Origin of the sequence: Arthrobacter sp. cf158, assembly GCF_900106835.1 — a bacterium.
GTDB lineage: Bacteria > Actinomycetota > Actinomycetes > Actinomycetales > Micrococcaceae > Arthrobacter.
The window spans coordinates 157,922-183,468 of record NZ_FNNR01000009.1 but is presented as its reverse complement, the minus strand read 5'-3'; the positions used below and the strand labels follow the sequence as shown (position 1 = coordinate 183,468).

24 protein-coding genes are annotated in these 25,547 nt (G+C 62.8%); 13 read left to right on the top strand and 11 right to left on the bottom strand.

The window, feature by feature from the left end:
• Positions 1 to 59: 59 nt before the first annotated feature.
• Positions 60 to 698 carry a TetR/AcrR family transcriptional regulator gene (locus tag BLW08_RS18220; RefSeq protein ID WP_090824423.1) on the top strand — a complete coding sequence of 213 codons (639 nt, stop codon included), beginning with the start codon at positions 60 to 62 and terminating at the stop codon, positions 696 to 698.
• On the opposite strand, the gene BLW08_RS18215 is transcribed toward BLW08_RS18220, so the two are convergent.
• Both BLW08_RS18215 and gluQRS read right to left on the bottom strand, forming a co-directional pair.
• Positions 695 to 1,840, bottom strand: a complete 1,146-nt coding sequence (locus BLW08_RS18215) for a serine hydrolase domain-containing protein (RefSeq protein WP_091326905.1) — start codon at positions 1,838 to 1,840, stop codon at positions 695 to 697. The two genes, BLW08_RS18220 and BLW08_RS18215, sit on opposite strands and share 4 nt — an antisense overlap.
• Positions 1,841 to 1,866: 26 nt before the next feature.
• A complete protein-coding gene (gene gluQRS, locus BLW08_RS18210) occupies positions 1,867 to 2,754 on the bottom strand; it encodes a tRNA glutamyl-Q(34) synthetase GluQRS (protein WP_091326903.1) in 888 nt (295 codons plus the stop codon).
• Between the two features lie 347 nt (positions 2,755 to 3,101).
• Between gluQRS and BLW08_RS18205 the strand changes: the two genes are divergently transcribed.
• The 3 genes from BLW08_RS18205 (at position 3,102) to BLW08_RS18195 (ending at position 5,805) form a co-directional block, all read left to right on the top strand.
• A complete protein-coding gene (locus BLW08_RS18205) occupies positions 3,102 to 3,560 on the top strand; it encodes an Lrp/AsnC family transcriptional regulator (protein WP_175538760.1) in 459 nt (152 codons plus the stop codon).
• Between the two features lie 101 nt (positions 3,561 to 3,661).
• On the top strand, positions 3,662 to 5,140 hold the full coding sequence (locus tag BLW08_RS18200) for a WXG100 family type VII secretion target (RefSeq protein WP_091326986.1): 1,479 nt from the start codon (positions 3,662 to 3,664) through the stop codon (positions 5,138 to 5,140).
• A gap of 152 nt (positions 5,141 to 5,292) precedes the next feature.
• Positions 5,293 to 5,805 carry a hypothetical protein gene (locus tag BLW08_RS18195; protein WP_368086894.1) on the top strand — a complete coding sequence of 171 codons (513 nt, stop codon included), beginning with the start codon at positions 5,293 to 5,295 and terminating at the stop codon, positions 5,803 to 5,805.
• An 87-nt stretch (positions 5,806 to 5,892) separates the two neighbouring features.
• On the opposite strand, the gene BLW08_RS18190 is transcribed toward BLW08_RS18195, so the two are convergent.
• Complete coding sequence (locus BLW08_RS18190; protein WP_091326899.1) at positions 5,893 to 6,348, bottom strand: Lrp/AsnC family transcriptional regulator; 456 nt, start codon at positions 6,346 to 6,348, stop codon at positions 5,893 to 5,895.
• A gap of 101 nt (positions 6,349 to 6,449) precedes the next feature.
• Between BLW08_RS18190 and BLW08_RS18185 the strand changes: the two genes are divergently transcribed.
• Positions 6,450 to 7,106, top strand: a complete 657-nt coding sequence (locus BLW08_RS18185; protein ID WP_090824413.1) for a LysE family translocator — start codon at positions 6,450 to 6,452, stop codon at positions 7,104 to 7,106.
• On the opposite strand, the gene BLW08_RS18180 is transcribed toward BLW08_RS18185, so the two are convergent.
• The 3 genes from BLW08_RS18180 to BLW08_RS18170 all read right to left on the bottom strand — a co-directional run bounded on the left by BLW08_RS18180 (position 7,103) and on the right by BLW08_RS18170 (position 9,018).
• Positions 7,103 to 7,570: an SRPBCC family protein gene (locus BLW08_RS18180; protein ID WP_090824411.1), complete on the bottom strand. Its 468-nt coding sequence runs from the start codon at positions 7,568 to 7,570 to the stop codon at positions 7,103 to 7,105. The genes BLW08_RS18185 and BLW08_RS18180 overlap by 4 nt on opposite strands.
• Complete coding sequence (locus BLW08_RS18175; protein WP_091326894.1) at positions 7,567 to 7,953, bottom strand: ArsR/SmtB family transcription factor; 387 nt, start codon at positions 7,951 to 7,953, stop codon at positions 7,567 to 7,569. The genes BLW08_RS18180 and BLW08_RS18175 overlap by 4 nt, the downstream gene beginning before the upstream one ends.
• A 93-nt stretch (positions 7,954 to 8,046) precedes the next feature.
• Entirely contained in the window at positions 8,047 to 9,018 is a 972-nt protein-coding gene (locus BLW08_RS18170; protein ID WP_091326892.1) for a hypothetical protein, read from the bottom strand.
• A gap of 155 nt (positions 9,019 to 9,173) precedes the next feature.
• Between BLW08_RS18170 and BLW08_RS18165 the strand changes: the two genes are divergently transcribed.
• A complete protein-coding gene (locus tag BLW08_RS18165; protein ID WP_090824406.1) occupies positions 9,174 to 9,653 on the top strand; it encodes a DUF4383 domain-containing protein in 480 nt (159 codons plus the stop codon).
• A 136-nt stretch (positions 9,654 to 9,789) separates the two neighbouring features.
• On the opposite strand, the gene BLW08_RS18160 is transcribed toward BLW08_RS18165, so the two are convergent.
• The 4 genes from BLW08_RS18160 to BLW08_RS18145 form a co-directional block, all read right to left on the bottom strand.
• Positions 9,790 to 10,593 (bottom strand): IclR family transcriptional regulator, encoded by an 804-nt coding sequence (locus tag BLW08_RS18160; protein ID WP_091326889.1) that lies wholly within the window; start codon positions 10,591 to 10,593, stop codon positions 9,790 to 9,792.
• Positions 10,594 to 10,679: 86 nt separating this feature from the next.
• Positions 10,680 to 11,936: an aminopeptidase P family protein gene (locus tag BLW08_RS18155; RefSeq protein ID WP_091326887.1), complete on the bottom strand. Its 1,257-nt coding sequence runs from the start codon at positions 11,934 to 11,936 to the stop codon at positions 10,680 to 10,682.
• Positions 11,937 to 11,965: 29 nt separating this feature from the next.
• Entirely contained in the window at positions 11,966 to 13,336 is a 1,371-nt protein-coding gene (locus BLW08_RS18150) for an MFS transporter (RefSeq protein ID WP_090824400.1), read from the bottom strand.
• A gap of 724 nt (positions 13,337 to 14,060) precedes the next feature.
• Positions 14,061 to 14,732, bottom strand: a complete 672-nt coding sequence (locus BLW08_RS18145) for a GntR family transcriptional regulator (protein ID WP_090824399.1) — start codon at positions 14,730 to 14,732, stop codon at positions 14,061 to 14,063.
• A 151-nt stretch (positions 14,733 to 14,883) separates the two neighbouring features.
• Between BLW08_RS18145 and glyA the strand changes: the two genes are divergently transcribed.
• From glyA to purU, 7 genes are read left to right on the top strand one after another with little or no spacing between them, the layout of a single operon-like run.
• Positions 14,884 to 16,287: a serine hydroxymethyltransferase gene (gene glyA / locus BLW08_RS18140; RefSeq protein WP_091326884.1), complete on the top strand. Its 1,404-nt coding sequence runs from the start codon at positions 14,884 to 14,886 to the stop codon at positions 16,285 to 16,287.
• Complete coding sequence (locus tag BLW08_RS18135; protein ID WP_024818500.1) at positions 16,284 to 17,504, top strand: sarcosine oxidase subunit beta family protein; 1,221 nt, start codon at positions 16,284 to 16,286, stop codon at positions 17,502 to 17,504. Before glyA ends, BLW08_RS18135 begins: the two co-directional genes overlap by 4 nt.
• Positions 17,505 to 17,521: 17 nt before the next feature.
• Positions 17,522 to 17,974 (top strand): sarcosine oxidase subunit delta, encoded by a 453-nt coding sequence (locus BLW08_RS18130; protein WP_091326882.1) that lies wholly within the window; start codon positions 17,522 to 17,524, stop codon positions 17,972 to 17,974.
• 2 nt (positions 17,975 to 17,976) lie between these two features.
• Positions 17,977 to 20,922, top strand: coding sequence for a sarcosine oxidase subunit alpha family protein (locus tag BLW08_RS18125; RefSeq protein ID WP_091326880.1), 2,946 nt, complete (start codon positions 17,977 to 17,979; stop codon positions 20,920 to 20,922).
• Positions 20,915 to 21,559 carry a sarcosine oxidase subunit gamma gene (locus tag BLW08_RS18120; RefSeq protein WP_091326877.1) on the top strand — a complete coding sequence of 215 codons (645 nt, stop codon included), beginning with the start codon at positions 20,915 to 20,917 and terminating at the stop codon, positions 21,557 to 21,559. The genes BLW08_RS18125 and BLW08_RS18120 overlap by 8 nt, the downstream gene beginning before the upstream one ends.
• Positions 21,559 to 22,950, top strand: a complete 1,392-nt coding sequence (locus BLW08_RS18115) for an L-serine ammonia-lyase (RefSeq protein ID WP_090824390.1) — start codon at positions 21,559 to 21,561, stop codon at positions 22,948 to 22,950. The genes BLW08_RS18120 and BLW08_RS18115 overlap by 1 nt, the downstream gene beginning before the upstream one ends.
• A gap of 2 nt (positions 22,951 to 22,952) precedes the next feature.
• Positions 22,953 to 23,852: a formyltetrahydrofolate deformylase gene (gene purU, locus BLW08_RS18110; protein WP_090824388.1), complete on the top strand. Its 900-nt coding sequence runs from the start codon at positions 22,953 to 22,955 to the stop codon at positions 23,850 to 23,852.
• Between the two features lie 95 nt (positions 23,853 to 23,947).
• On the opposite strand, the gene BLW08_RS18105 is transcribed toward purU, so the two are convergent.
• Positions 23,948 to 25,507 carry a PucR family transcriptional regulator gene (locus tag BLW08_RS18105; protein WP_091326872.1) on the bottom strand — a complete coding sequence of 520 codons (1,560 nt, stop codon included), beginning with the start codon at positions 25,505 to 25,507 and terminating at the stop codon, positions 23,948 to 23,950.
• Positions 25,508 to 25,547 lie beyond the last annotated feature (40 nt).

Here is a 25,547-nt window from a genome sequence, read left to right as displayed (position 1 = left end):
CAACATGGTAGGCAGTGTCTACTTTGTTGTCAATGACTACATTGGCTTAGACTGATCCCATGACCGAGCAGCCCTACCACCACGGCAAACTCCGCGAGGCACTGTTGGAGCGTGCCATGGAGACCATCGAAGAAGTGGGCGTGGAAGGCCTGTCTTTGCGGCAGCTCGCCCGCGACGTGAACGTCAGCCATGGCGCACCCGCCAAACACTTCCGCGACAAGCAAGCCCTGATCGATGCTTTGGCGCTGACCGGCTTTGAATCAATGAACAGCCTTATCGCGAACGCCGCCCAGTCAGGTGAGGAGCTCCGCGGCAAGTTCTTCAGCGTCGGGAAGGCGTACGTCGATTTCGCCGTAGCCCACCCTGCGCTCCTCACGGTGATGTACTCCACGAAGCACCATCCGGACTCCAGCGCCGAGCTGCGAAGCACGGGCGAACAAGGGATTCACGTGGCCCGGGCCATGATCACCGAAGCCCAGAACGCGGGCGTGTTGGCGGCAGGTGACCCCGAGACCCTGGCCATGGTCTGCTTCGTAAGCCTTCACGGAGCAGCACTGCTTGCGGCTGGAGACCATTTGGAGGGGACGACGGTGGACGCCGTGGTTGCCGCCACCACCGACACCCTATGGGCAGGCATGGCCACAGGGGTTCCTGCCGCCCAGGCGACGCACGCCTCGCAGGCAGCCTTGCACAGCTAGGACGCGAGGCCCGCGATAACCTCCCGAACCGCTGAACTCAGCTGGAAGTTGCGGCAGCCCACTCCCCCGGGCTCCGCCTGCTGCGGCACGTACCCGAAGCCGAGTTCGTACACGGGGTCCGCGAACCCCAACGACGCGCTGGCGCCGTCGTGCCCGAACGCGCGGTAACTGCCGAACGGCATGCGGCTGTGCGACTTCATGAAAACAGTGGCGAAGCAGCCGGTCTCCCCGAAAACGCGGTCGATCCCGAACACCTGCTCACTGGTCATCGCACGAATTGTCTCCTCGGTCAGCAGCGGCCCGACGGCGTCCTGCCCGCCGACCGCTGATCCAGCACCGTCGCCGGCCAGCCCGGTCAGCGTCGCCGCATAGATCCTCGCCATTCCTTCCGCACTCGCCACGCCTGCGGCCGAGCTCAGGCCTGCCGCGCGGACTTCACGAATGTTCGGCAAGTCCAGGATGTCGCCCACGGCCGCGTTGGCGGCCAAGCCGACGTGGCTGGCCGGGTCCACCCATGGCCACGAGGGATCGGCCGCCCAGCGGAACGGCTCAAAGCGGGCCTCCTCGGAATCGGGCAGGCCAAGGTAGAAGTGAGCACCGGTCACGGCACGGATCCGCTGCTCGAAGACCTCCTGCAGCGTGGAACCAGTGATGCGGCGGCACAGCTCTTCCGTGAAGATGCCAATGGTCAGCGCGTGATAGCCAAACGCCGCACCCGGCTTCCACAGCGGCGCCAGTTTGGCGAGCTTCACGGCCGCGAGCTCCGAGTTGTTGACCTCCTCAAGGGTCAGGCCACCGTCCACACCCAAGAGCCCGGCCTGATGGGACAGGAGCTGCGCGACAGTGATCGAGGCTTTGCCCTCGACGCCAAATTCGGGCCAATACTTGACCACCTCGGCGTCAAGGTCCAGCTCGCCGTCCTGCACCAGCAACGCCATGACAAGCCCAGCCATGCCTTTGGAACAGGAAAAGACACCCGTCACCGAATCCGGGCGGATGTGCGGCCCGCCGCTCAGGTCCAGCACTTTGACGCCACGATGGTACGCCGCTACTTGCGCGGAGTAGTCCGGATCCTGTTCGAGGAAACGGCCAAAGAGCTCAGCTACGGGTTCAAAACCTGGGGCGATCACCTGTGAATGCATCCAGACAGCCTACGGGGTCAGGACCTTCAGGCCCGGGGCGTTATCCACACCCACGGCTCGTTTGGCAGCGTTTGGGGGTTGAATGCCGGGAGCGCGTCCTGCAATGAACCAGCAGGAAGCCGGAGCGATTCAAGGATCAGGTCGCGCACGCGATGCACGGGAATTCCGGCGGCGGCGAGGTCGCCCAGCGTCACGGCACCGTCGCGCTTTGCCAGCCTCACGCCGTCGTGATTCACCACCAGCGGAACGTGGGCATATTCCGGGACAGGCAGGCCGAGCAGGGCAGCCAGATAAGCCTGCCGCGGGGTGGATGAGAGGAGGTCGTCGCCCCGCACCACCTGGTCGATTCCCTGGGCAGCATCGTCCACCACGACCGCCAGGTTGTAGGCCGTCACGCCGTCATTTCGGCGCAACACGAAGTCGTCCACCATGCCCACGAATGTTCCGTGCAACTGGTCCTCAACAGCCCACTCCATGACGTCCGACCGCAAGCGGATCGACGCCGGGCGTGAGGCGCGCCGGATCTCACGTTCGGCGTGGGACAACCGCCTGCACGTCCCCGGATACGCGCCCTGCGGTGCATGCGGAGCGGACGGGGCCTCCTGGATTTCCCGCCGTGTACAGAAGCATTCGTACGTACGGCCTTCCTTGGTGAGGCGGGCAATAGCGTCGCTGTAAAGCGCCGCGCGCTCAGTCTGGCGTACGACGGCGGCATCCCACCTCACGCCGATTGCCTCCAGATCGCGGAGCTGCTCCGCCTCGGCGCCGGCCCGTGCACGATCCAGGTCCTCTACCCGCAGCAGGAAATCACGGCCGCTGGATTTTGCGAACAGCCAGGCAAGGATGGCTGTGCGCAAGTTGCCGACGTGCAGTTCGCCGGATGGGCTCGGGGCGAAGCGGCCAGCAGGAGTCATGCTCCAAGCCTATTCGCCGGCGCCGTGAGTGCCGGCACGACAAGAGCCCCTCAGCCACCGCAACGATCCGGTGGCTCAGGGGCTCTTACTGTGCTGCCCTACGACGGGCGAGTGCAGAATGACAATGCTGTGAACAAGAGTCAATCAGCGGCTGCTTCCTTGCGGGAAACCTATGCAGGGCTCCGGGTGGTGTTCCGGGTGCCTGGTGCCTGCGGGGTCCGGCGGTAGCCTCGTCCTGCTTCGTTGTCACCATTTCAGCAGTAGGCATACAGTAGGTGCAACAGACATTGAGATGACTGGTCGATCTGACTAGTCCCATACGAAAACCTGGTCAGGAAGTGGTCACATTGCAGGAACTCGACGCCACCGACCGCCGAATCCTCGCCGCACTGGACGACGATCCGCGGGTCCCCATCATGGTGTTGGCGCAGAAACTGCACCTCGCACGCGGAACGGTGCAGTCCCGCCTTGAGCGGATGACGGCATCCGGCGCCCTGCGACCCAACAGCAGCCGCGTCCTGCCCACCGCCCTGGGACGGGGCGTTGCTGCCGCAGTGAGCGCCGAACTGGACCAAAGCCATCTCAACGAGGCAATCGCAGCCCTCCGGAAAATCCCCGAAGTCCTCGAATGCCACGCGCCTGCCGGAGACACGGACCTCATCATTAGGGTGGTGGCCAAGAGCCCCGATGATCTGTACCGGGTATCCGAGGAAATTCGTCTATGCCCCGGAATCGTGCGGACCTCCACCAGCATGTTCCTGCGGGAAGTCATTCCGTACCGGACCACAGGGCTGCTCCAGGAGTAGCGACTCACGTTATTCACATAGGGCAGTTGTGCCCATGTGCCGGGCTCTGGCCTCGGCCTAGGATGGGGGTCAGATCAACGGCAAACAACTTTGGGGGCATGGTGGCGGGCAACTTCTACGGCGCAGACGTCGCACAGCTGCGGCAGTTGGCCAAGGAACTGGCGCGCAATGCGGATCGACTCACGGATCTGGGACAACAGCTCTCGGGTTCAATCAACAACAGTCCGTGGCGGGGCAACGACGGCGACCGGTTCCGTCATGAATGGAGCAACTCGCATTTGAGGGCTCTCCAAAGTGCGGCTTCCGGAATCAAGGCCGCCTCCCAGAGCTTGTTAAAGAACGCCCAGGAACAGGATTCTGCCAGCACGGGCGGAGGCAGTGGTGGTGGTCCCGGTGGATCCGGCTCGCCAGGCGGGAACGGCCAGGAGCTAACGGACCTGCTCAGCGGTATGACGCCGCAGGAGCGGTCCGAATACCTCCGCAGCGATGAATTCAAGAAGTGGGCACTGGAACACCCCGAGGAAGCCAAGGCCGCGATGGATGCGGCCGCCGATTCCGGCCTCATTGAAAAGAAGTCGCCGGAGTACTCACAGTTCCTCAGCGATTACTGGAACCAGCAGGCCATGCGGGAGATGGGCATCGACCCCTCAACGTGGGACACCAGCAGGGGCACTGAATACAACTGGGAAACCATCAAGAAGGTCTACGACTTCTACGGACAGGCCTTCCTGTCCAACCCGGACCTGCAGTGGGCCGGCATGGCGAACATGATCGGTCCATCCTTTGCCGGTGGATTCAAGGACATGTCCATGCTGCGTGACCTGGCACAGCAAATAGCCGACAACCCTGCCTCGGACATCCCGATCCCGGTGCTGGACCAGATCGAGCAACTCGCCGGCATGACCGATGCCGAGATCAAGTTCTATGAAACGTCCATGCTGGACATGAACAAAGAGATCTTCCTGGACCAGGCACGCCAGCACCAGGCGTACATGAACGGCGGCATCGAGGAAATCAACCGCCTTCGCGACTCCGGTGCAATTGACCCGGGAACTGCAGAAGCCTGGGCGCACATCGATTCCGGTGACCCGGCACAGGTTAAGGAAGGCAACACGGCCCTGCTCTACCGCGAGCAAAACGAAATCATCGCTGACGACTACACGAACATGCGCAACCACCCTGGCGGGGAAGCGGTAACCTACATGGTCACCCTGGCGGGCGAGCCGTCCATCCCCGGAGCCAAGAGCTACCCCGAGGTCTTCCCCTACGAGTTCAGCGTGGAGAGCCCTGGGCCCGAGAACATCCCCTTTACCAACTGGGATAACCCCGCGCAGTTCCGCACCGACTTCACCACTGGATTCCCTGACGGCAATATCGCCGACGCTGACCAGCGGTGGGCCCTTATCAAACAGGACACCCTTCCGGCCTATCAGGACCTCCTGGCGAACGACCCCCAGCAAGCCCGGGACATCATCGGCTCGGACTTCAATGACCGCGTAGACCAATACAGGCCCACCAACAACATTCCCGGCATCATGGATCGCTTCCTGGACGGCTTCGATGCGGAGGTGCATCAGTGAGGCTGCAGGCAAAATACTTACTGAAGCTCGCGGTGGCCACCGTGGTGGGGCTGGGAGTCATGACCACCAGCGCATGCCAGTTGCCTACGCCCGTCCCAACATCCCAGGCGCCGCAATCATCATCCTCATCTTCATCTTCACAAGGGAGCACAGTGATCACCTCGGAATTCTCCACGCTGGACGCTGCTGGCGTTGACCGGATCAGAACGGACAAGCAAGCCCGTTTGGACATGAGCAGCGGGTCACTCCAGAAATCGGCAGTGCGTGTCTCCCCGGACAGCTATGGTCCGGAGATCAACACACAGGACTCGGGCAAGATCAACCTGACCATCGCGGCACCCAGCGGCGAGATCAGCGCTCAGACAGACCGCATCCGGTTCAAGACCACCGATGCGAGGCCCGACTTCACTGAGGTCACTTACTTCCTCACTGCGGATTCATTCGAGGGCCTCAGCACCCTCATCCGCGACGGCGTGGAAAAGTACGGGATCGACTCCTCTGATGCCGAGCGCTGGATTGAGTCCACCAGCAAGGACACCGGCTCAAAGAGCGACTACTCCCTGACGTCCGGCACCAGCACCGGGCTGGAGGTTAACTACGACCTCCGCTTTGACGGTTCCAAAGACCAGCAGGTCATCATCGTCCACGTGAGCCCAGCAAGCTGACCAACCCGCCTGCGGCCAGGAGAGGCTGTCCGGCCGCAAGGAGAGGCCCTGCGGCCAGAAGCGGCAGTCGCCTGGGGTGGAGACTTCCTAGACAGGCGGGCCGATGTTTGTTTTCAGGTTCTTCATCACCAGCGTCGAGGTCAGGCGCTCGACAGCTGGAAGGGCTGCAAGTTCGTCGTCGTAGAAGCGCTGGTAGGCAGGCAGGTCCGCGGCAATGACCTTCAACAGATAGTCCGGGGAACCGAAGAGCCGCTGAGCCTCCACAATGTTGGGACTTGCGGTCACACGATCCTCAAACTCCGCCATGATGGTGCGCTCAACCTGGCGGAGAGTGACAAAAACAATCGCTTCGAAACCAAGCCCCACCGCTGCAGGATCAATGTCCGCACGGTAGCCACGGATCACCCCAGAGGACTCCAGATCGCGGAGTCGCCGATGGCATGGAGCCACCGTTAAACCCACCTGTGACGCGAGGGCCGTGGCCGTCATCCGCCCATCTTCTTTGAGGTAGCGCAAAATACTTCTGTCGATTTTGTCTATCACGCAATAATCTTACCCATTTCGGCAATATCAGGGCTAAATCAGGGAACACTTATGGGGTATTTTTCCCTAGAGTTTTCCTACCACCTAACCCTGGAGAGATCGTGAATCCGCAGCTGTTCATCGCCTTCATGCTTGTCGCAGTCACCTTGGCCTGCACCCCCGGCGTGGACTGGGCTTATTCGATCTCTGCAGGCCTTCGCCAACGTAGCTTCGTCCCTGCGGTTGCCGGACTGTGCAGCGGCTACGTCGTCCACACCCTGCTGATGGCGGCTGGCTTGGCGGCCCTACTGGCTGGAGTGCCCGGACTTCTGGGATGGCTCACCATCGCCGGAGCGGCGTACCTGCTGTGGCTCGGCGTCGGAACCATCCGCTCTTGGCGAGGCGCCAGCTTCAGTGCGGAAGGCGGCGTCGTGCAGTCCGGAAATCAACTCCGCACGTTCTTCCAGGGCATGGGCACCAGCGGTATCAATCCGAAGGGCCTGCTGTTCTTTGTGGCGCTGGTGCCCCAGTTTGTGAGTCCTGAGGCAGCACTGCCCGTCCCTGTGCAATCGGGGTTACTCGGCCTGACCTTCGTGATCCTTGCAGGGATGGTTTACACCGGCGTCGCCTTGACCTCGCGGAAGCTGCTGGCCTCCCGGCCGGGTGCCGCGAGGGTGGTGACCCTGGTGAGCGGGATCGTCATGATCGGACTGGGGACAGTGCTGTTGTCGGAGCAGCTCCTGCCGTTGGTGCTGCAAATTCTGGCCGCCAGCAGCTAGGCGGCCAGCAGCTCGTCCAGGCGCTCATACCCTTCCACCACTCCGTAATTCATCCCCGTGGCCAGGGCCATGTCCCGCGCTTCCACCGTGGGGTAAACCTCGTGGGCAACGATCCGCGTGCGGCCATCCACTTCCTCGAAGGTGGTGGTACTCAGGCCTACCTGGTTCGGCGCACCATCGAATTCGAAGGTCATGATGATCAGCGCGTCCGGCTCCACCGTGTGGAAAATGCCGCGGAAGCCGTACATCCCGCCATCTCCCCCGCTCTCGTAGTGCCAGCTGCCGCCCGTGCTCGCGTTGTACTCGGTCACTCTTGTCACCGCACTCCGCGGGCCAAGCCACTTGGCCAGGAGGTCCGGGTCCACGTGGGCCTTGAAGACTGCGCTGACCGGGGCATCGAATTCGCGGACCGTGTCAACGAACGGGACGCCATTGTCAGCGGTGATTGTTGTTGGGTTGCTCATTTCAGTTCCTCTTTCTTCTTTCCTGGTTTTTCCTGTGGTCCTTCATCCGGGACGTCTGCGCCCAGCAGCTGGTCGAGTCGCCGGAATCGGGACTCGGCGATCAGCCGGTATTGGTCAATCCAGGCCGTCAAGTGCTCCAGGGCTGCCGCGTCCAGGTGGACCGGCCTGCGTTGGGCGTCACGGGAGCGTGTAACCAATCCGGCATGCTCCAGGACCTGGATGTGTTTGGACACCGCCTGTTTTGTGATGGCGAATGGTTCCGCGAGCTCGTTCACGGTGGCGTCACCCCGGGACAGCCGGGCGACTATCGCCCGCCTCACCGGATCTGCCAACGCCATGAAGGCCCTGTCCAAAGCGTCAGGCCCCCGAACTTCCCGTTCCATCGCCGCATATACCCTTCGTAATCAACCAAATCCTTTATCAATGGTTTGGTTGATTACAACGTTACGCCCCTTGAGACCAAGGCACAATAGCGTCTATTCCCCGCCCAACTGCCTGAAATCGTTCTCCCATAAACGCCGCATCTCAGCGTCCTTGCGGATCACTTCCAGGGTCTCCAACTCCGCAGGAGGGGCAGGGCGCTTGGATCGGGGAGTCAAAGTTCTGCGCCCTTGGTCCAAGGCGAGGAGGGCGCGGTCCGTCAAGGCATCATTCTTCAGTGCCAGGTTTGTTTTCCGACGGCGGAGGATCTCCTTCAACGCAACCTGCGCGGAGTCGAAGTCACCCCTGGCCCGCTGGGACCGCGCACGGATCAACAACAACGCCGCGGAAAGATCGTCAGTATTCAGCAACCCTTCGGTCCAAACCACCACATCGCGGTGACGGTCCAGGGAATGCGCTGCCGTGCAGCGTGCCAAGGCAGAAGGTAACGACGGCGGCAAACCCACCACCGCTTCCAACGCCGACTCCGTCATGCCCATTTCCCGGAGACAATGGGCCAAGGCCAGGAACACGGATTCCTCACTGAACAAGACGGGAACCTCGATGCGTTCCGCCACCTCCACACGGGTGACCACCTGCCCAAGGTAGATGGCCGAGAACTGGCTGGCGTCGTCGTCGATCCTTGTTGTTAAACCGCGCTGCAGCAACTCAGACGCCCGCAGGAACCCACCGTGCTTGTACGCCAGCAGGCCTGCCATGACGTAGCACAAGCCTGCCCACCCGGGATTCACGCGGCCAAACGCCAGCAGGGAATCCGGCTCGGTGGACGTAAACACGGCATCGTGCATGCCCTTCGCCGGCTTGGATGACAGCATCTTCAAACGCGGGACATTCCCCACCACAGAGAGCCTCGCATGGTCCCGACCCCCCAGCACCCCTGACAGCACGTCATTCATGCCGTCCGCGAGGCCGCGCACCGGGGTACGGACGTAGCCTTCGCGGAAAGGCGTCAAATCCCGGGTGTCATGGAAGATCGTGTGCACGCGCCCGTTCGGATCTTGGCTCATAAAACCATGCTAACCGCCGCTGAACTGGGCACATCCCCTGCTATCCGGAGCATTTCAGGAGTATTATGGCGGCGTCGGCAAGGTTTTGCCACACCCCTTGCCGCAGGTCGGCTCTCCATGAGAAGAGCCGGTTAACCGCGTGAAAGGGAGGACTGATGACCACCGCTTCGCACCCCGCCGAACACCACCACATGATGGGGTTGACACTTCGCAACACCGCCATGGGCGTTGGCATTGTATTTCTGCTGGTAGGCGTCCTGGGCTTCATCCCGGGGATCACCACCAATTTCGGCGCCATGACCTTTGCGGGACATGAATCCGGCGCCATGCTGCTTGGAGTCTTCCAAGTGTCCATACTCCACAACATCGTTCATCTGCTGTTTGGCGTGGCCGGCTTGGCCATGGCAAGGAACGCCCGCATGGCCCGCCTGTTCCTCTTGGGCGGCGGCGCTGTGTACATCGTTCTTTGGATCTACGGCCTGGTCATCAACCAGGAAACAGGCGCCAACTTTGTCCCGTTCAACACGGCTGACAACTGGCTGCACCTCATCCTCGGCGTTGCCATGATCGGCCTGGGAGCCTGGCTGGGCAGGGATGCCATGGACGAATCACCGTCGGCGCGAAGGAATATGTAGCCTTTCGCACGTCGTGCAGAACAACGACGGCGACTGTCCCCTTTGAGGGGACGGCCGCCGTTTCGTTTCCGCTGGGATGACGGTAATGACGGCTCCGAAGCCTGGGATTGTGGTTTGTTGGCGCCTCGGCGACGGCCTAGCGCGGGGCGCGTCCACCCAGCCGCGAAGTGACCTTGGCAGCGGCGGCGGCGCAGGCTTCACCGAGGCTGGTCAGGGTGTCCTGGGAGACGCGGAATTTCGGCGCCGGAATCAGGACGGAGGCCACGATGTCGCCGCGGTGGTCATAGACCGGGGAGGCCACACCAACCTCTTCGATGGACGTTTCGCCGAAGTTCACAGCCCAGCCGCGCTCCCTCGATTCCTTCAGCCGCATGAGGTAGGCCTCAATAGCGTCCTCGTCCGTACCGGTAAGGACGATCGAACCGCTGCGCAGCAGCTGACGCACCCGGTCCTCGTTCTCCGTGGCGAGGAAGACCTGCACCGACGAACTCAGTGCCTCGTTGTACCTGGCACCCAGCGGAGCAAGATGCTTGACCTGGTGGCGGCTGGGGATCTGCTCAACGCACATGGATTCGTTGCCGTTCCACACCATCAGCGCGCTGGTCTCCCCCGTGCGTTCGGTGAGTTCGCGCAGCACGGGGTAGGCCACGCGGCGCTCTTCGAGTTCCGCCAGGAGGGGGCCCGCCATGGCGATCATCCCCAGCCCCATGCGGAACCTGCGCGAATCGACGTCGCGCTCTACAAGGTTTTCTTGTTCCAGCGTTGCCAGGATGCGGGAGACGGTGCTCTTGTGCAAGCCGATTCGGCCCGCGATTTCCGTGACTCCCAGGAGTGGTTCGTCCGCCGTGAAGCTCCTCAGCACTGCTATCGCGTTGACGATCACCGAGGTGCTCTTGTTGTCACCGTTGCCTGAAGCATCGTTGGATTCCGTGGGAGTCATGGGTTCACTATATTTCGCTGAAGCCCGCTGGACGTCCCGGGCGCAGGCCGGTGAACACCGTGCACTGTGTTCACCGGCCGGGTCACCTAGGCTCCGATGATGTTGTACTCGGGACCGAACGGGAACTTGGTGATGTTCTCCGCGCCGCCTTCACCGACCACCAGGATGTCGTGCTCGCGGTAACCGCCGGCTCCAGGCTGCCCGTCCAGCACCGTGATCATCGGCTCCATGGAGACCACCATGCCCGGCTCCAGCACGGTGTCGATGTCCTCGCGAAGTTCCAGGCCAGCTTCGCGTCCGTAATAGTGGCTCAGCACACCGAAGGAATGGCCGTAGCCGAACGTGCGGTTGGCCAGCAGGCCGTGGCTGACGTAGATCTCGTTCAACTCGGCGGCAATGTCCTTGCAGACGGCACCGGGTTTGATGAGTTCGAGGCCGCGTTTGTGAACTTCCACGTTGATGTTCCACAGTTCCAAGGAGCGGGCATCGGGTTCGCCGTAGAACAGGGTGCGCTCCAGGGCGGTGTAGTAGCCGCTGGTCATGGGGAAACAGTTCAGGGACAGGATGTCGTGTTCCTGGATCTTCCGGGTGGTGGCCCAGTTGTGGGCGCCGTCGGTGTTAATGCCCGACTGGAACCAGACCCACGTGTCGCGGATTTCCGAGTCCGGGAACGTGCGGGCGATCTCGTGAACCATGGCTTCGGTACCGATCAACGCAACCTCGTACTCGGTGATGCCTGCGGTGATGGCGTTGCGGATAGCCTCACCGCCGAGGTCGCCGATCCTGGCGCCGTGCTTGATAACCGCGATCTCCTCATCCGACTTGATCATGCGCTGACGCATAGCCGCCTGCGCGACGTCAACCAGCGTCGCTCCGGAGAAGGCCGCCTGGATCTTGTTGCGGTTGTCCAGGGGCAGCGAGTCATCTTCGACGCCGATGCGGCGCGGGTTGATGCCGCGGGTCCGCAGGACTTCCTGGATGGCGTGGATGTAGTTGTCCCGGCGCCAGTCCGTGTACACCAGGTTGTCGCCGTAGCTGCGGCGCCAAGGCATACCGGCGTCGATGTTTGCCGTAATGGTCACCGTGTCATCCTTGGTGACCACCATGCCGTAGGAGCGGCCGAAGTAGGTGAAGAGGAAGTCGGAGTAGTACTTGATGGAGTGATAGCTGGTGAGGACCACGGCGTCGAGGTCCTTCTCGGCCATGATCCGGCGAAGGCCCGCGAGGCGACGCTCGAACTCAGTGTCGGAGAAGGTCAGGGAGACTTTGTCCCCGTTGTTGAGGACCTTGAGGCGCTCGAGCTTGGCGACGTCGTTGATTGCTTCGTTCTCGGTGATGGTCATGGTGGTTCCTTTCGATGGGTTGGTTGTTCTTAGTCCTGCAGCAGGGGCTTCTTGGAAGTCTCCGCGGCAAACAGGACTGCGATGAGGGAAACAAGGGAGGCCGCCACGAGGTACCAGCCGGGAGCCAGCTGGCTGTGGGTCATGCCAATGAGGAGCGTCGCCATGAACGGCGCAGTGCCGCCAAACAACGCATTGGAAAGGTTGAAGCTGACAGCGAATCCCGTGTACCGGACCTTCGTGGGGAAGAGCTCAGCCAGGAAGCTGGGAAGGGTGCCATCGTTCAGGGTCAGCATTCCGCCGAGGAGGATCTGTACCAGCACGATCACCAGGAAGTTGCGGGTGTCCAGGAGCATGAACGCCGGAACCGTCAGCAGTATAAAGAGGACTGATGCCGTGATGAGCATGCGCTTACGGCCGAACTTGTCCGATGCGATGCCCGTCAGGAAGATGAAGCCGATGTAGCTGGCCAAGGCGATGGTGGTGGCCAGGAAGGATTCAGCCGCCCCGAAGCCCAATTCCACAGATAAGTACGTGGGCATGTAGCTGAGGATCACGTAGAAGCCCACTGCGTTCAGCAACACCGCACCCGTGGCGATGATGAGTTGCTTCCGATACGTCTTGAACATGGCCAAGGCAGGCGCTTTGACGGCGGTGTCCTTCGCCGTGAGTTCCCTGAACGCCGGGGTGTCCTCCAGCTTGGTCCGGATGTACCGCCCAATGAGGCCCATGGGCGCCGCGAGCAGGAACGGCAAGCGCCAGCCCCAGTCGTTGAGTTGCTCGGCCGACAGTACTGAACTCAGCAGCGCGGCCAGCAAGGACCCCAGCAACAGTCCCGCTGCTGTACTTGCAGGCACGACGGCGGCATAGAGTCCGCGGCGATTGGCCGGTGCGTACTCCACCAGGAAGGCCGAAGCGCCGGCGTACTCCCCCGCGGCCGAGAAGCCCTGGACCACTCTTACGAGCAAGAGCAGGATGGGGGCCATGACGCCGATGGTGGCGTACCCGGGGATCAACGCTATGCAGAATGTGGCCACCGACATCAGCACGATCGAAAGGGACAACGCCTGTTTGCGGCCAAGCCTGTCGCCGATGTGGCCCCAGATGAAACCGCCCAGGGGCCTGACGAAGAAAGAGATCGCAAAGACGCCGAAGGTTGCCAGCAACGCCGTTTGGCGGTCTGACTCCGGGAAGAAAACCGTCGCGATGATGCCGGCGAGGTAGCCGTACACCGCGTAATCGAACCACTCGACGAAGTTGCCGATGAAGCTGGCAGTGACCACTCGCCGTCGAGTGTCTTTGCTGACCGTGTGGTTGGGGCTGGGGGTGTGGCTGTTGTTGTGGCTGGCGCCGGAGGCAGGTGCTGTGCCTTGCTCGGCTGCCACAGAGGATTCATTGCTCATGTGTCCACCAAAATCATTGGGGTTGCATTCAACGCAACGCTGTTGCACCAGACTATGTGTGCGGTGGATCACGGTCAAGGGTCTATTTGAAAATACCGTCGTCCTTGATTTCATTGAGGAATTGTGTCGGTCTTTAAGTGGGGATCGATGCAACGGTTCGGCCGGGCAAGGCGATTCCGTTGCGACTACATCAACTCAGTTGCAAGCAGACTCGACGCTCTCTCACCTTTCGTCCCACTTTTGGGGACGCTCTCTCACCTTTCGTCGGCGTTTCGCCAACGCTCTCTCACCTTTCGTCCCACTTTTGGGGACGCTCTCTCACCTTTCGCCCCCACCCGGGGAACCCTCTCTCACCTTTCGTCCCCTCATGGGGACGCTCTCTCACCGTTCGTCCCACTTTTGGGAACCCTCTCTCACCTTTCGTCGGCGTTTCGCCAACGCTCTCTCACTTGGGTGAAGACGACTCGACGTCGGCACTTAGACGCGGCAACGACGTCGACCCCTGCCTTAAATGCGCACGCACACCTGCGCGGCAGACGCGGCCGAAGTCGCGATGATTCCGTCGAAAAGCCTCATGGACCAAAGGTGATAGAGGGTCCCGAAAAACCCGACCAAAGGTGAGAGAGCGTCCCGGAAAAACCAACCAAAGGTGATAGAGCGTCCCAAAAAACCCGACGAAAGGTGAGAGAGCGTCCAGAAAAAACCGACGAAAGGTGAGAGAGGGTCAGAGGACCTTGCGGATGGTCTCTTCGAAGCTGACCACGTGGTGAAGGGCTAGCTCGGCGGCGCGTTCTTCGTCGCCGTCGGCGATGGCAGTCAGGAGCTCGGCATGCTCGGAGATGTGACCCGAAACGGAGGGCATCTTCTCCAACATGTGGCACCAGATGCGGGTGGCGAGGTTGTCGTACCGGATCAGGACGTCCTGGAGGTGCGCATTGGCGGAAGCCTTGTAGATGAGCCGGTGGACCTGAATGTCGTAGCGCATCAGTTCTTGGGACGAATTGTCCTGGCCTTCCAGATCGCGGATGGCCGAGGCGACCGCCCGGAGCTCTGAACGCATGGCAGGACTGGCCATCCGGGCAGCTTTCCTGGAGGCGAGCGGTTCCAGCAGCTCACGGATCTCGGAGACTTCGGCAAGCTGCGTGATGTCTACGCCGGTAGCGAAGGTACCCCGCCGCGGATACGACACCACCAGATGGTCGCTTTCAAGCCGCTTGATGGCTTCACGAACAGGGGTGCGGCCGATGCCGAGTTCGGCAGCGATCTGGCCGTCGTTGATGGGATCGCCGGGTTTGATATCCAGCATGATGAGCCTGTCGCGCAGCAGCAGGTATGCATTGTCGGCGAGGGACGTGCCCTGCTGAGCTGTTTCCAGTGCGTCCAGTGCTGCGCTCATTACTCTCTCCCGTTGTCGTAATCCCAGTCTGTTGGATGAGTTACCCAAGACCTGTTGACGACTATGTGATCTCCAACATACTATGGCAATAGTTCTAATATATCAGTTGCCTAACAGACGGCCGCTACAAGTACTTCAGAAGGAGAACACCATGGTTGCACCGCTGATCCGCCCGCTCGCACAGGCGGACCCGGAGGTCGATCAGGCGATCGCCCAGGAACTCATCCGCCAGCAGTCCACGCTGGAAATGATCGCCTCTGAGAACTTCGCTCCCACTGCCGTCATGCAGGCACAGGGCTCGGTACTGACCAACAAGTACGCCGAGGGCTACCCCGGCAAGCGCTACTACGGCGGCTGCGAACACGTTGATGTGATCGAACAGCTCGCCATTGACCGCCTGAAGGCCCTGTTCGGCGCAGAGTTCGCCAACGTTCAGCCACACTCCGGAGCCCAGGCAAACGCCTCGGCGATGCACGCCCTGATCACTCCCGGCGACACCATCATGGGCTTGAACCTGGCGCACGGCGGACACCTGACCCACGGTATGCGCATCAACTTCTCCGGCAAGCTGTACAAGGTTGTTCCTTACGGAGTTCGCGAGGACACCCACACCGTGGACATGGCCGAAGTTGAGCGCCTGGCACTGGAAAGCAAGCCGCAGCTGATCGTCGCCGGCTGGTCCGCCTACTCCCGCCAGCTGGACTTCGCTGAATTCCGCCGCATCGCGGACCTGGTGGGCGCCTACCTCATGGTGGACATGGCCCACTTCGCAGGTCTTGTGGCTGCAGGGCTCCACCCGAGCCCGGTCCCGCACGCCCACATTGTCACCAGCACCACGCACAAGACGCTCGGCGGCCCCCGCGGTGGCGTGATCCTCACCAACGACGCCGACATCGCCAAGAAAGTGAATTCTGCCGTCTTCCCCGGCCAGCAGGGTGGACCGCTGGAACACGTCATCGCTGCCAAGGCTGTTGCCTTCAAGATGGCTGCCGAGCCCGAGTTCCAGGAACGCCAGGTCCGTGTCCTGGAAGGCTCAAAGATCCTCGCCCAGCGTCTCCTCCAAGAAGACGTGGCCGCAGCCGGCATCTCCGTTGTCAGCGGTGGGACCGATGTCCACCTGGTGCTCGCCGACCTCCGCCACTCAGTACTTAACGGCCAGCAGGCTGAAGACACCCTGCACCGCATCGGCATCACGGTCAACCGCAACGCCGTCCCCTTCGACCCCCGCCCGCCGATGGTTTCCTCCGGCCTGCGCATCGGTACCCCCGCCCTCGCCGCACGCGGTTTCAAGGCTGAGGACTTCACTGAAGTGTCGGACATCATTGCGACGGCGTTGATCGCCGCAGTGAACAGCGGCACCCAGGACAGCGGCACCGCAGCAGGAACTGAAGCCGGCGCCGAAGATGACGTGACCCTGGACGACGCCACCGCCGTCGAACTCCGCCGCCGCGTCACCGCACTGGCGGACAAGTTCCCCCTCTACCCGAACCTGTCCAATAACGGCAATGGCGCCGCAACCGCAACCGAAGCAGAACTGATTGGAGCAGCCCAGTGAGTGCAGACCACCTCCCCGAACACCCGGACTTCCTCTGGCGCAACCCGGACCCGAAGAAAAGCTACGACGCCGTGATCGTCGGCGGCGGCGGGCACGGCCTGGCCACCGCGTACTTCCTGGCCAAGAACCACGGCATGACCAACATCGCCATCCTGGAAAAGGGCTGGCTGGCCGGTGGAAACATGGCCCGCAACACCACCATCATCCGTTCCAACTACCTCTGGGACGAAAGCGCAGCCATCTACGAGCATGCGCTGAAGCTGTGGGAAATCCTGCCCGAGGAACTTGAGTACGACTTCCTCTTCAGCCAGCGCGGCGTCATGAACCTCGCCCACACCTTGGGCGATGTCCGCGAAAGCGTTCGCCGTGTGGGCGCCAACAGGCTCAACGGCGTGGACGCTGAATGGCTTGACCCGCAGCAGGTCAAGGAACTCTGCCCCATCCTGAACATCAGCGACAACATCCGCTACCCCGTCATGGGCGCCACGTACCAGCCGCGAGCAGGCATCGCCAAGCACGACCATGTGGCATGGGCCTTCGCCCGCAAGTGCGATGAACTGGGCGTGGACATCATCCAGAATTGCGAAGTCACCGGCTTCATCAAGGACGGCAACCGGGTGACCGGCGTCCAGACCACCCGCGGCACCATCAACACCGAAAAGGTTGGTCTCTGCGCCGCTGGCCACAGCTCGGTCCTGGCAGAAATGGCTGGCTTCCGCTTGCCGATTCAGTCCCACCCGTTGCAGGCACTGGTGTCCGAACTGCACGAACCCGTCCACCCCACTGTGGTCATGTCCAACCACGTCCATGTGTATGTCTCCCAGGCCCACAAGGGCGAACTGGTGATGGGCGCAGGCGTGGACTCCTACAACGGCTACGGCCAGCGCGGCTCGTTCCACGTGATCGAGGAACAGATGGCTGCCGCCGTGGAACTCTTCCCGATCTTCGCCCGGGCACACGTGCTCCGGACCTGGGGCGGCATTGTGGACACCACGTTGGATGCATCTCCGATTGTTGGCCTCTCCCCGGTGGAGAACATGTTCGTCAACTGTGGTTGGGGAACCGGCGGATTCAAGGGAACTCCTGCAGCCGGCCTGACCTTCGCGCACACCATCGCCACCGGCGCACCGCACCAGCTGAACAAGCCCTTCGCACTGGAACGCTTCGAGACCGGCGCCTTGATCGACGAACACGGCGCCGCAGCCGTAGCCCACTAGCCAGGACAGGACAAGACATGCTCCTCATTTCATGCCCCAACTGCGGGCCACGCGACGAAACCGAATTCCACTACGGCGGCCAGGCACACATCGCCTACCCGGAGAGCCCGAATGACCTCACGGACCGCCAATGGGCTGAATACCTGTTCTACCGGGAGAACACCAAGGGCACCTTCGCCGAGCGCTGGGTCCACAGCACCGGTTGCCGTCAGTGGTTCAACATGCTCCGCGACACCGTGAGCTACGACATCCACTCCATCTACGCGATGGGCCAGCCCCGGCCGGACCTCTCGGCGAGCGCCGCCGTCGGAACGGGAAGCAGCCAGAAGACCGAACCGGACCAGCCCGGCGAGTTCAGCCAAGCCGGTGACTACGGACAGGCCGGCGAACCAGGCCTCGCCCCCGGAGCTCCAACAACAGGCGCCGCCTCACCCACGGCCACCACCCCCATCTCCTCGGAAGGAGTCTAGAAGTGACCAGCAAGAACGCACGCCTCGCCACCGGCGGACGCATCGATCGCAGCATCTCTTGGCGCTTCACCGTGGACGGCCAGGAATTCACCGGCCACCCGGGTGACACCATCGCTTCGGCGCTGCTGGCCAATGGCCACATCAACGCCGGGAACTCCCTCTACGAGGACCGCCCCCGCGGCATCATGGCCGCCGGCGTGGAAGAGTCCAACGCCCTGGTCAAGATCGCCCCCCGGTTCCGTGGTCACGTTGCCGAGTCCATGCTTCCCGCCACCGCTGTATCGCTGGTTGATGGCATGAACATTGAACTCCTGTCCGGCCTGGGCAAGCTCGATCCCAACGAGGATAAGGCTGAATACGACAAGAAGTACGTCCACACGGACGTCCTGGTGGTCGGCGGCGGTATCGCAGGCCTTGCAGCGGCCCGCGAAGCTGTCCGCACGGGTGCCCGCGTCATCCTCATTGACGATCAGCCCGAACTTGGTGGCTCCTTGCTCTCCGGTTCCACCGCCCCGGAACTGGCCGAGCAGATCGAAGGCAAGCCGGCCTTGGAATGGGTCGCTGACGTGGAGGCCGAACTGGTTTCCGCTGCAGAATGCACGGTGCTGAACCGCACCACCGCTTTCGGCTCCTACGACTCCAACTACTTCATCGCAGCCCAGAACCGCACGGACCATTTGAGTGTTCCGGCAGCATCGGGTGTCTCCCGCCAGCGTATTTGGCACATCCGTGCCAAGCAGGTTGTCCTGGCTCCGGGTGCCCACGAGCGTCCGCTGGTCTTCGAGAACAACGACCGTCCGGGCATCATGCTCGCCTCGGCAGCCCGCACCTACCTGAACCGTTATGCAGTGGCAGCAGGATCCCGCGTGGTCATCAGCACCACCAACGATTCCGCTTACGCTCTTGCCGCGGATCTGAAGGCGGCAGGCGTGGCGGTTGCCGCCGTCGTCGATGCCCGTCCGCAGATCAGCGCGAAGGCCGCTGCCGCCGTCGAGTCCGGTATCCGGGTGCTCATCGGCAGTGCTGTTGCTGACACCTCCGCGGATGACAATGGCCGCCTGGATGGCGTCACCGTCCGCAGCATTAACGACGACGGCGAACTCACCTCGGGCGTCGAGCAGCTGGCTGCCGATCTGCTCGCAGTTTCCGGCGGCTGGAGCCCGGTGGTCCACCTCCACAGCCAGCGCCAGGGCAAGCTGCGTTGGGATGACGAGCTCGCTGCCTTCATCCCCACCAAACCGGTCCGCGACCAGCAGGTTGTTGGCGCAGGACGTGGCAGCTACGAACTCCAGGACTGCCTGGCAGAGGGCATCTCGGCAGGAGCGGCAGCATCCATCGCTGCCGGGTTCGATTCCGAAACTACCCCCGTGGAACTGCAGGCTCCCGTAGCCAGCGCTCCGAGCCGTCAGCTGTGGCTGGTTCCCGGCCAGAGCGGCGAGCCGGGCGAATGGCACCACCACTTCGTCGACTTCCAGCGCGATCAGTCCGTGGCGGACGTCCTCCGCTCCACCGGGGCAGGCATGCGGTCCGTGGAACACGTCAAGCGGTACACCTCCATCAGCACGGCCAACGATCAGGGCAAGACGTCCGGCGTCAACGCAATTGGCGTCATCGCCGCAGCACTGAAGTTCGGCGGCGCCGAGAGCATCCCGGGCGTCGGCGAGATCGGCACCACGGCGTACCGCGCACCGTTTACCCCCGTTGCCTTCGCAGCCCTGGCAGGCCGCCAGCGCGGGGAACTGTTCGACCCCGCCCGAGTCACCTCCATTCACCCGTGGCACGTGGCCCAAGGCGCACTGTTCGAAGATGTTGGACAGTGGAAGCGCCCCTGGTACTACCCGCAGGGCGGTGAAGACATGGACACGGCCGTCCTGCGTGAATGTGCCGCCGTCCGCGATTCCGTGGGCTTCATGGACGCCACCACGCTGGGCAAGATCGAGATCCGCGGCAAGGACGCGGGCGAATTCCTGAACCGCGTGTACACCAACGCGTTCAAGAAACTCGCCCCGGGATCCGCCCGCTACGGCGTGATGTGCACCTTGGACGGCATGATCTTCGACGACGGCGTGACCCTGCGCCTGGACGATGACCGCTACTTCATGACCACCACCACCGGCGGCGCAGCCAAGGTGCTGGACTGGCTGGAAGAGTGGCACCAGACAGAGTGGCCGGAACTCGACGTGGTCTGCACATCCGTCACGGAACAGTGGAGCACCATCGCCGTAGTTGGCCCGAAGTCCCGTGCAGTGATCGCCAAGGTTGCACCCCAGCTCGCCGAAAACGGTGGCCTGGAGGCAGAAAACTTCCCGTTCATGACGTTCCGCGAAACCACACTGGCCTCCGGAGTGCAGGCACGCGTTTGCCGCATCTCCTTCTCCGGCGAACTCGCTTACGAAATCAACATCCCGTCCTGGTACGGACTCAACACCTGGGAAGCAGTTGCTGCCGCGGGTGCCGAGTTCAACATCACCCCATACGGCACGGAAACCATGCACGTGCTCCGCGCCGAAAAGGGCTACCCGATCGTGGGGCAGGACACCGACGGCACGGTCACCCCGCAGGACGCCGGCATGGACTGGATCGTTTCCAAGGCCAAGGACTTCATCGGCAAGCGCTCCTACCTCCGGCAGGATGCAAGCCGCGAGGACCGCAAGCACTTGGTGAGCGTCCTCCCCGTGGATCACTCGCTCCGTTTGCCCGAAGGCACGCAGCTGGTGGAAAAGGGCATCCCGGTCAACCCGGCCAACGGACCCGTCCCCATGGAGGGCTTCGTGACCTCCAGCTACCACAGCGCCGCGCTGGGCCGTTCCTTCGCCCTGGCTCTCATTCAAAACGGCCGCAACCGCATCGGCGAGACCTTGGTGGCCTCGCTGGGAGACCAATTGGTGGACGTGGTTGTTGGCGAAACCGTACTTTTCGATGCTGAAGGGACCCGCAAAGATGGCTGAAACAGCAACACCAGCAGAAACCGCACACGTCGACCGTGTCCGGGGCGCCCGCCGCAGCCCGGCCGAGCACTTGGCTGACGCCTTCACTTCCGGCTCCGTGCCGGGAACGGTGACTATCACCGAGATTCCGTACCAAGCCATGGTGGGGATTCGGGTTGACCGAACGTCCGACGCCGGTGCCCGCGTTGCGTCCGTGACCGGTGGCTTGCCTGCCGCTTGCGGTCAAGTAACGGGGACCGGTTCCGTTCACACCCTCTGGCTCGGCCCCACCGAGTTCATGGTGGTGGCACCCGAGGAAGCCCACGATTCACTGGGCGGCTCCCTGGTCAGAGATCTGACCACGGCGCTGGGCAACGACGCGGGCCAGGTGGTGGACTTGTCCGCCAACCGCACCACGTTCGAGCTCTCCGGCAGCCACGCCCGCGCAGTGCTGGAGAAGACCTGCTCCTTGGACCTTCACCCGCGCGTCTTCAAAGCCGGCACGGCTGTCTCCACTGAGCTTGCGCACATCCCCGTGATGCTCTGGAAGACCTCGGAGGAGAGCTACCGGATCTTTCCCCGGGCCTCGTTTGCCGACTTCCTGGGACGCTGGCTCCTTGACGCCATGCGGGAGTACGCCTCCCCTGAGGTCCCCTAATGGCACTGAGTGTGCTTGACCTGTTTTCTGTTGGCATCGGGCCGTCGTCCTCACACACGGTGGGTCCCATGCGCGCGGCAAAGCAGTTCACGGACGGTCTTGAATCGTCGGGCCAGCTTCCGGCCACGGTGCGCGTCCAGGCTGAGCTTTTCGGCTCACTGGGCGCCACCGGCCGGGGCCACGGCTCAGACAAGGCAGTGGTGCTGGGGCTGCAAGGCCACTCCCCCGAAACCGTGGACACCACCACGGCTGACGACCAGGTTGCGGCAGCGGCGCTGGACGCTGAACTGCGTCTGGGCGGCAACCATCGGGTGGACTTCAACTGGGACGAGGACGTGGTGCTCCACCGCCGCAAGTCGCTGCCGGCCCACCCCAACGGCATGACGTTCCGCGCGTTGGACCACACGGGCGGCGTGCTCCGGGAACGCAGCTACTACTCCATCGGTGGCGGCTTCGTGGTGGACGGTGACGTCTCCGGCGCAGACAAAGTGGTAGCCGACGACACCGTTCTCCCCTACCCCTTCACCACTGCGGACGAACTCCTTGCCATCTGCCTCCGCGAGGGCAAGTCCATCTCGGACATCATGCTGGCCAACGAACTCGTGTGGCGCTCCGAGGAGGAACTGCGTGAGAAGTTGTTGGGCATCTGGGCTGTCATGCAGGAATGCGTGGACAACGGCTGCTCTGCCGAGGGAATCCTCCCCGGAGGCCTGAAGGTCAGGCGACGGGCGCCGTCGTTGTTCAAAAAGCTTTCCGACACCGACGCGGACCTGAACGGTAGTGCCTCAGCGGACCCGCTCCTGGCCATGGAATGGGTCAACCTCTTCGCCTTGGCTGTGAACGAGGAAAACGCTGCGGGCGGCAGGATCGTCACCGCGCCCACCAATGGCGCCGCCGGAATTGTCCCGGCAGTGCTGCACTATTACACCAAGTTTGTTCCGGGAGCCAACGACGACGGCGTCGTGCGCTTCCTGCTGGCGGCGGCCGCCGTCGGAATCCTGTTCAAAATCAACGCGTCCATTTCCGGTGCCGAGGTGGGCTGTCAGGGTGAGGTAGGTTCCGCCTGCTCCATGGCTGCGGCCGGCCTCTGCGAAGTCCTGGGTGGAACGCCCGAGCAAGTGGAAAATGCCGCCGAAGTTGGCATTGAACACAACTTGGGCCTCACCTGCGATCCCGTGGGCGGGCTGGTGCAGATCCCCTGCATCGAACGCAACGCGATCGCCAGCGTCAAAGCCATCAACGCCGCCCGCCTTGCCCTGCACGGCGACGGCAGCCACAAAGTTTCCCTCGACAAAGCCATCAAAACCATGCGCGAGACAGGCGCAGACATGAAATCCAAGTACAAAGAGACCTCCCGTGGGGGCCTCGCCGTCAACGTAGTGGAGTGCTAGCCATGACTGCCATCCAAACCGAAACCACTGCCGTCTCCACAACGGAGACCACTGTGGAACATGTCCTCACCCTCGACTGCCCCGAAGGTCCCGGAATTGTGCACGCTGTGTCCGGATTCCTGTTGAACCACGGATGCGACATCATCGACAACAAGCAGTTCGGTGATCGCGCCGAGGGCCACTTCTTCATGCGGGTGCACTTCGCGTCCGACGGCGATGAATCCACCGTGGAAGCGCTGCGGGAGGCCTTTGCCCCGGTGGGTGAAAAGTACGGCATGAACTGGCAACTGCAGCGTCAGGGCTACAAGCGGCGCGTCCTGATCATGGTCTCCAAGTTTGGGCACTGCCTGAACGACCTCCTGTTCCGCGCAAGGATCGGCGAGCTGCCCATTGATGTAGTGGGCGTGGTGTCCAACCACACCGATCATCAAGGCCTGGCTGAGTGGCACGGGATCCCGTTCTTCCACATCCCTGTCACGGCCGCCACCAAGCCCGCCGCGGAGGGACGCCTGCTGGAAATCATTGATGAACTGGACGTGGAACTCATTGTGCTGGCCCGCTACATGCAGGTGCTCAGCGACGATCTTGCCCGCAAGCTGGACGGCCGCGCCATCAACATCCACCACTCGTTCCTGCCGAGCTTCAAGGGTGCAAAGCCGTACCACCAGGCCTATGCGCGTGGCGTGAAAACTGTGGGTGCCACCGCCCACTACGTGAACGGCGAGTTGGACGAAGGTCCCATCATCGCCCAGCAGGTAGTGGAAGTGGACCACACGTTCGGACCGGACGATCTCGTAGCCGCCGGTCGGGACACTGAATGCAAGGCCCTCAGCAACGCCGTTCGCTGGCACTGCGAGGGGCGGATCATCCTGAATGGGAATAGGACGATCGTGTTGAAGTAGGGCTCTGCAAGCACCCATTTCGATGGTTCCCTGCGCATACGCTGTTGCGAATGGCACTGTGTGCAGGGAACCATCGAAGTGGCGTTTAACAGGAGTTACACCCGGGCCAGCCTCGTCGCCAGATGCAGCGCTGCCAGCCGACCGTTCCCCCGCGGATCCCCTCCGCATAGCTCGAAGATGCGTTGGAGCCGGTGGTGCAGGGACTGCCGTTCCAGGTGCAGCTCACGGGCAGCCTGGGCCGTGTTGCAGCCGGTATCCAGCCAGACGGACAGCGTCCTCATGAGTTCTGACTTCTTCAGGCGATCATGCTCGACGACGGCACCCAGCTGCCGCTGCACGAACCCTTCACGGGTGGCCGGGTCCAGCGCCTCCTGCGCAAGGAGCTCCACAGCAAGCGTGTCTGCATCCACCACACCTTTGCCGGCCGGGGTTAGATCAAGTGCCCTGCGCGCTTCGGACAGAGACCAGGGCGCCTCAGCAATACCGCGGCCCAGCGGCCCCACCGCAATCACGGATCCTGCCGGTACCTCCAGGTTCCTCAGTGCCTCCATCAATGCGCGACGGGTCGCAGCGCCGTCGCTCAGCGCAGCGCCGTCGCTCAAGGAAGCCAAGGCAATCAGTTCAGCGTTGTTGGCGTAGCTCGCGCTGTGCGCCACATGCTCCCGGAGCAAAGCGTCCACAGCTGGTCGCAAGTGACCTGAACCGGTTGACCGGATCACCACCGCGGCCACGTGACCGTCCACGGGGAAGCCCGACGCCGGTCCCAGCTGATGAAGTTGCCAGTGCTGGCCTCCCGAATTGATGGCACGCATGAGTTCAATACCCGCCAGTTCCTTAAGCCCCGGCGGCATGCGCTGCAGCAACGCCAGGCCGAGGATGTCCACGGACCGTTCCCCGGCCACCCGCGCAAGGGAACCGTCGCCGCCGTCGGGCAGGTGAAGTTCCAGACGCGCCGCCAGGACGCCCCGCACCGGGACGTCCACCATGGTGACGCTACCGCCGTCGTCCGCTGTAGGAGTGGAGTTTGCCGTAAAAGCGGGTTCGCGCGCCGAGGCACTGCCCTCCGTTGCCGTGCCGTCCGCGGGGAACGCGCCGCCGGCGGCCCCTAGCGTCAGGCCCGACGGCGAGACCAGCCGCACGCTGGCGCCTGTCCTTTCGGCCAACACGGCAAGGAGTTGATCGAGCCCGCCACCGTGGGCCAGTTCAGCAGCCATGGCGTGGCTTGCCTGGTCACCGCGCTGGAGATGCTCCACGGACTCGCTGACCAGGATTGAGTTGATTTCCTGCATCACGCCAACGAACGGGACTACCTGGCTGAGCTCGATCACCGGCAAGCCGGCGGCCTGGGCGACGTCCAGCATGGCGGCCGGCACGAAGGGCAAAGCGGGACCCGTCTCCAGTGCCAGCGCAGCGATGCCGCGGGCGGCGAGTTCACGGACGTACTCGGCCTGACGCTCCGCAGTGACCCCGGCGAGCGCCTGCCCCCCGCTGAGCAGAAGTTCGCCACCGCTGAGAAGGGGCGCGATGTCCAGAACCTCGCTGGAGTGCACCCATCGGACGGGTCGGAAGAGAGCCTCCGGTACGTCGTTGAGCAGCTTTGGCCCTGCAGATTTGAGACTCTGGAATTCAAGGGCCTCGCCCAGCAGCATGGACATGACACTCCGTAACGTCTAAGCGATTTTCTTTAGACACATA

Excerpts from the sequence above, each read along its gene's own strand:
- BLW08_RS18220 (WP_090824423.1), top strand. The coding sequence starts at position 60 with ATGACCGAGCAGCCCTACCACCACGGCAAACTCCGCGAGGCACTGTTG.
- BLW08_RS18215 (WP_091326905.1), bottom strand. The coding sequence starts at position 1,840 with ATGCATTCACAGGTGATCGCCCCAGGTTTTGAACCCGTAGCTGAGCTC.
- gluQRS (WP_091326903.1), bottom strand. The coding sequence starts at position 2,754 with ATGACTCCTGCTGGCCGCTTCGCCCCGAGCCCATCCGGCGAACTGCAC.
- BLW08_RS18180 (WP_090824411.1), bottom strand. The coding sequence starts at position 7,570 with ATGAGCAACCCAACAACAATCACCGCTGACAATGGCGTCCCGTTCGTT.
- BLW08_RS18175 (WP_091326894.1), bottom strand. The coding sequence starts at position 7,953 with ATGGAACGGGAAGTTCGGGGGCCTGACGCTTTGGACAGGGCCTTCATG.
- BLW08_RS18170 (WP_091326892.1), bottom strand. The coding sequence starts at position 9,018 with ATGAGCCAAGATCCGAACGGGCGCGTGCACACGATCTTCCATGACACC.
- BLW08_RS18165 (WP_090824406.1), top strand. The coding sequence starts at position 9,174 with ATGACCACCGCTTCGCACCCCGCCGAACACCACCACATGATGGGGTTG.
- BLW08_RS18160 (WP_091326889.1), bottom strand. The coding sequence starts at position 10,593 with ATGACTCCCACGGAATCCAACGATGCTTCAGGCAACGGTGACAACAAG.
- BLW08_RS18155 (WP_091326887.1), bottom strand. The coding sequence starts at position 11,936 with ATGACCATCACCGAGAACGAAGCAATCAACGACGTCGCCAAGCTCGAG.
- BLW08_RS18150 (WP_090824400.1), bottom strand. The coding sequence starts at position 13,336 with ATGAGCAATGAATCCTCTGTGGCAGCCGAGCAAGGCACAGCACCTGCC.
- BLW08_RS18145 (WP_090824399.1), bottom strand. The coding sequence starts at position 14,732 with ATGAGCGCAGCACTGGACGCACTGGAAACAGCTCAGCAGGGCACGTCC.
- glyA (WP_091326884.1), top strand. The coding sequence starts at position 14,884 with ATGGTTGCACCGCTGATCCGCCCGCTCGCACAGGCGGACCCGGAGGTC.
- BLW08_RS18130 (WP_091326882.1), top strand. The coding sequence starts at position 17,522 with ATGCTCCTCATTTCATGCCCCAACTGCGGGCCACGCGACGAAACCGAA.
- BLW08_RS18120 (WP_091326877.1), top strand. The coding sequence starts at position 20,915 with ATGGCTGAAACAGCAACACCAGCAGAAACCGCACACGTCGACCGTGTC.
- BLW08_RS18115 (WP_090824390.1), top strand. The coding sequence starts at position 21,559 with ATGGCACTGAGTGTGCTTGACCTGTTTTCTGTTGGCATCGGGCCGTCG.
- purU (WP_090824388.1), top strand. The coding sequence starts at position 22,953 with ATGACTGCCATCCAAACCGAAACCACTGCCGTCTCCACAACGGAGACC.
- BLW08_RS18105 (WP_091326872.1), bottom strand. The coding sequence starts at position 25,507 with ATGTCCATGCTGCTGGGCGAGGCCCTTGAATTCCAGAGTCTCAAATCT.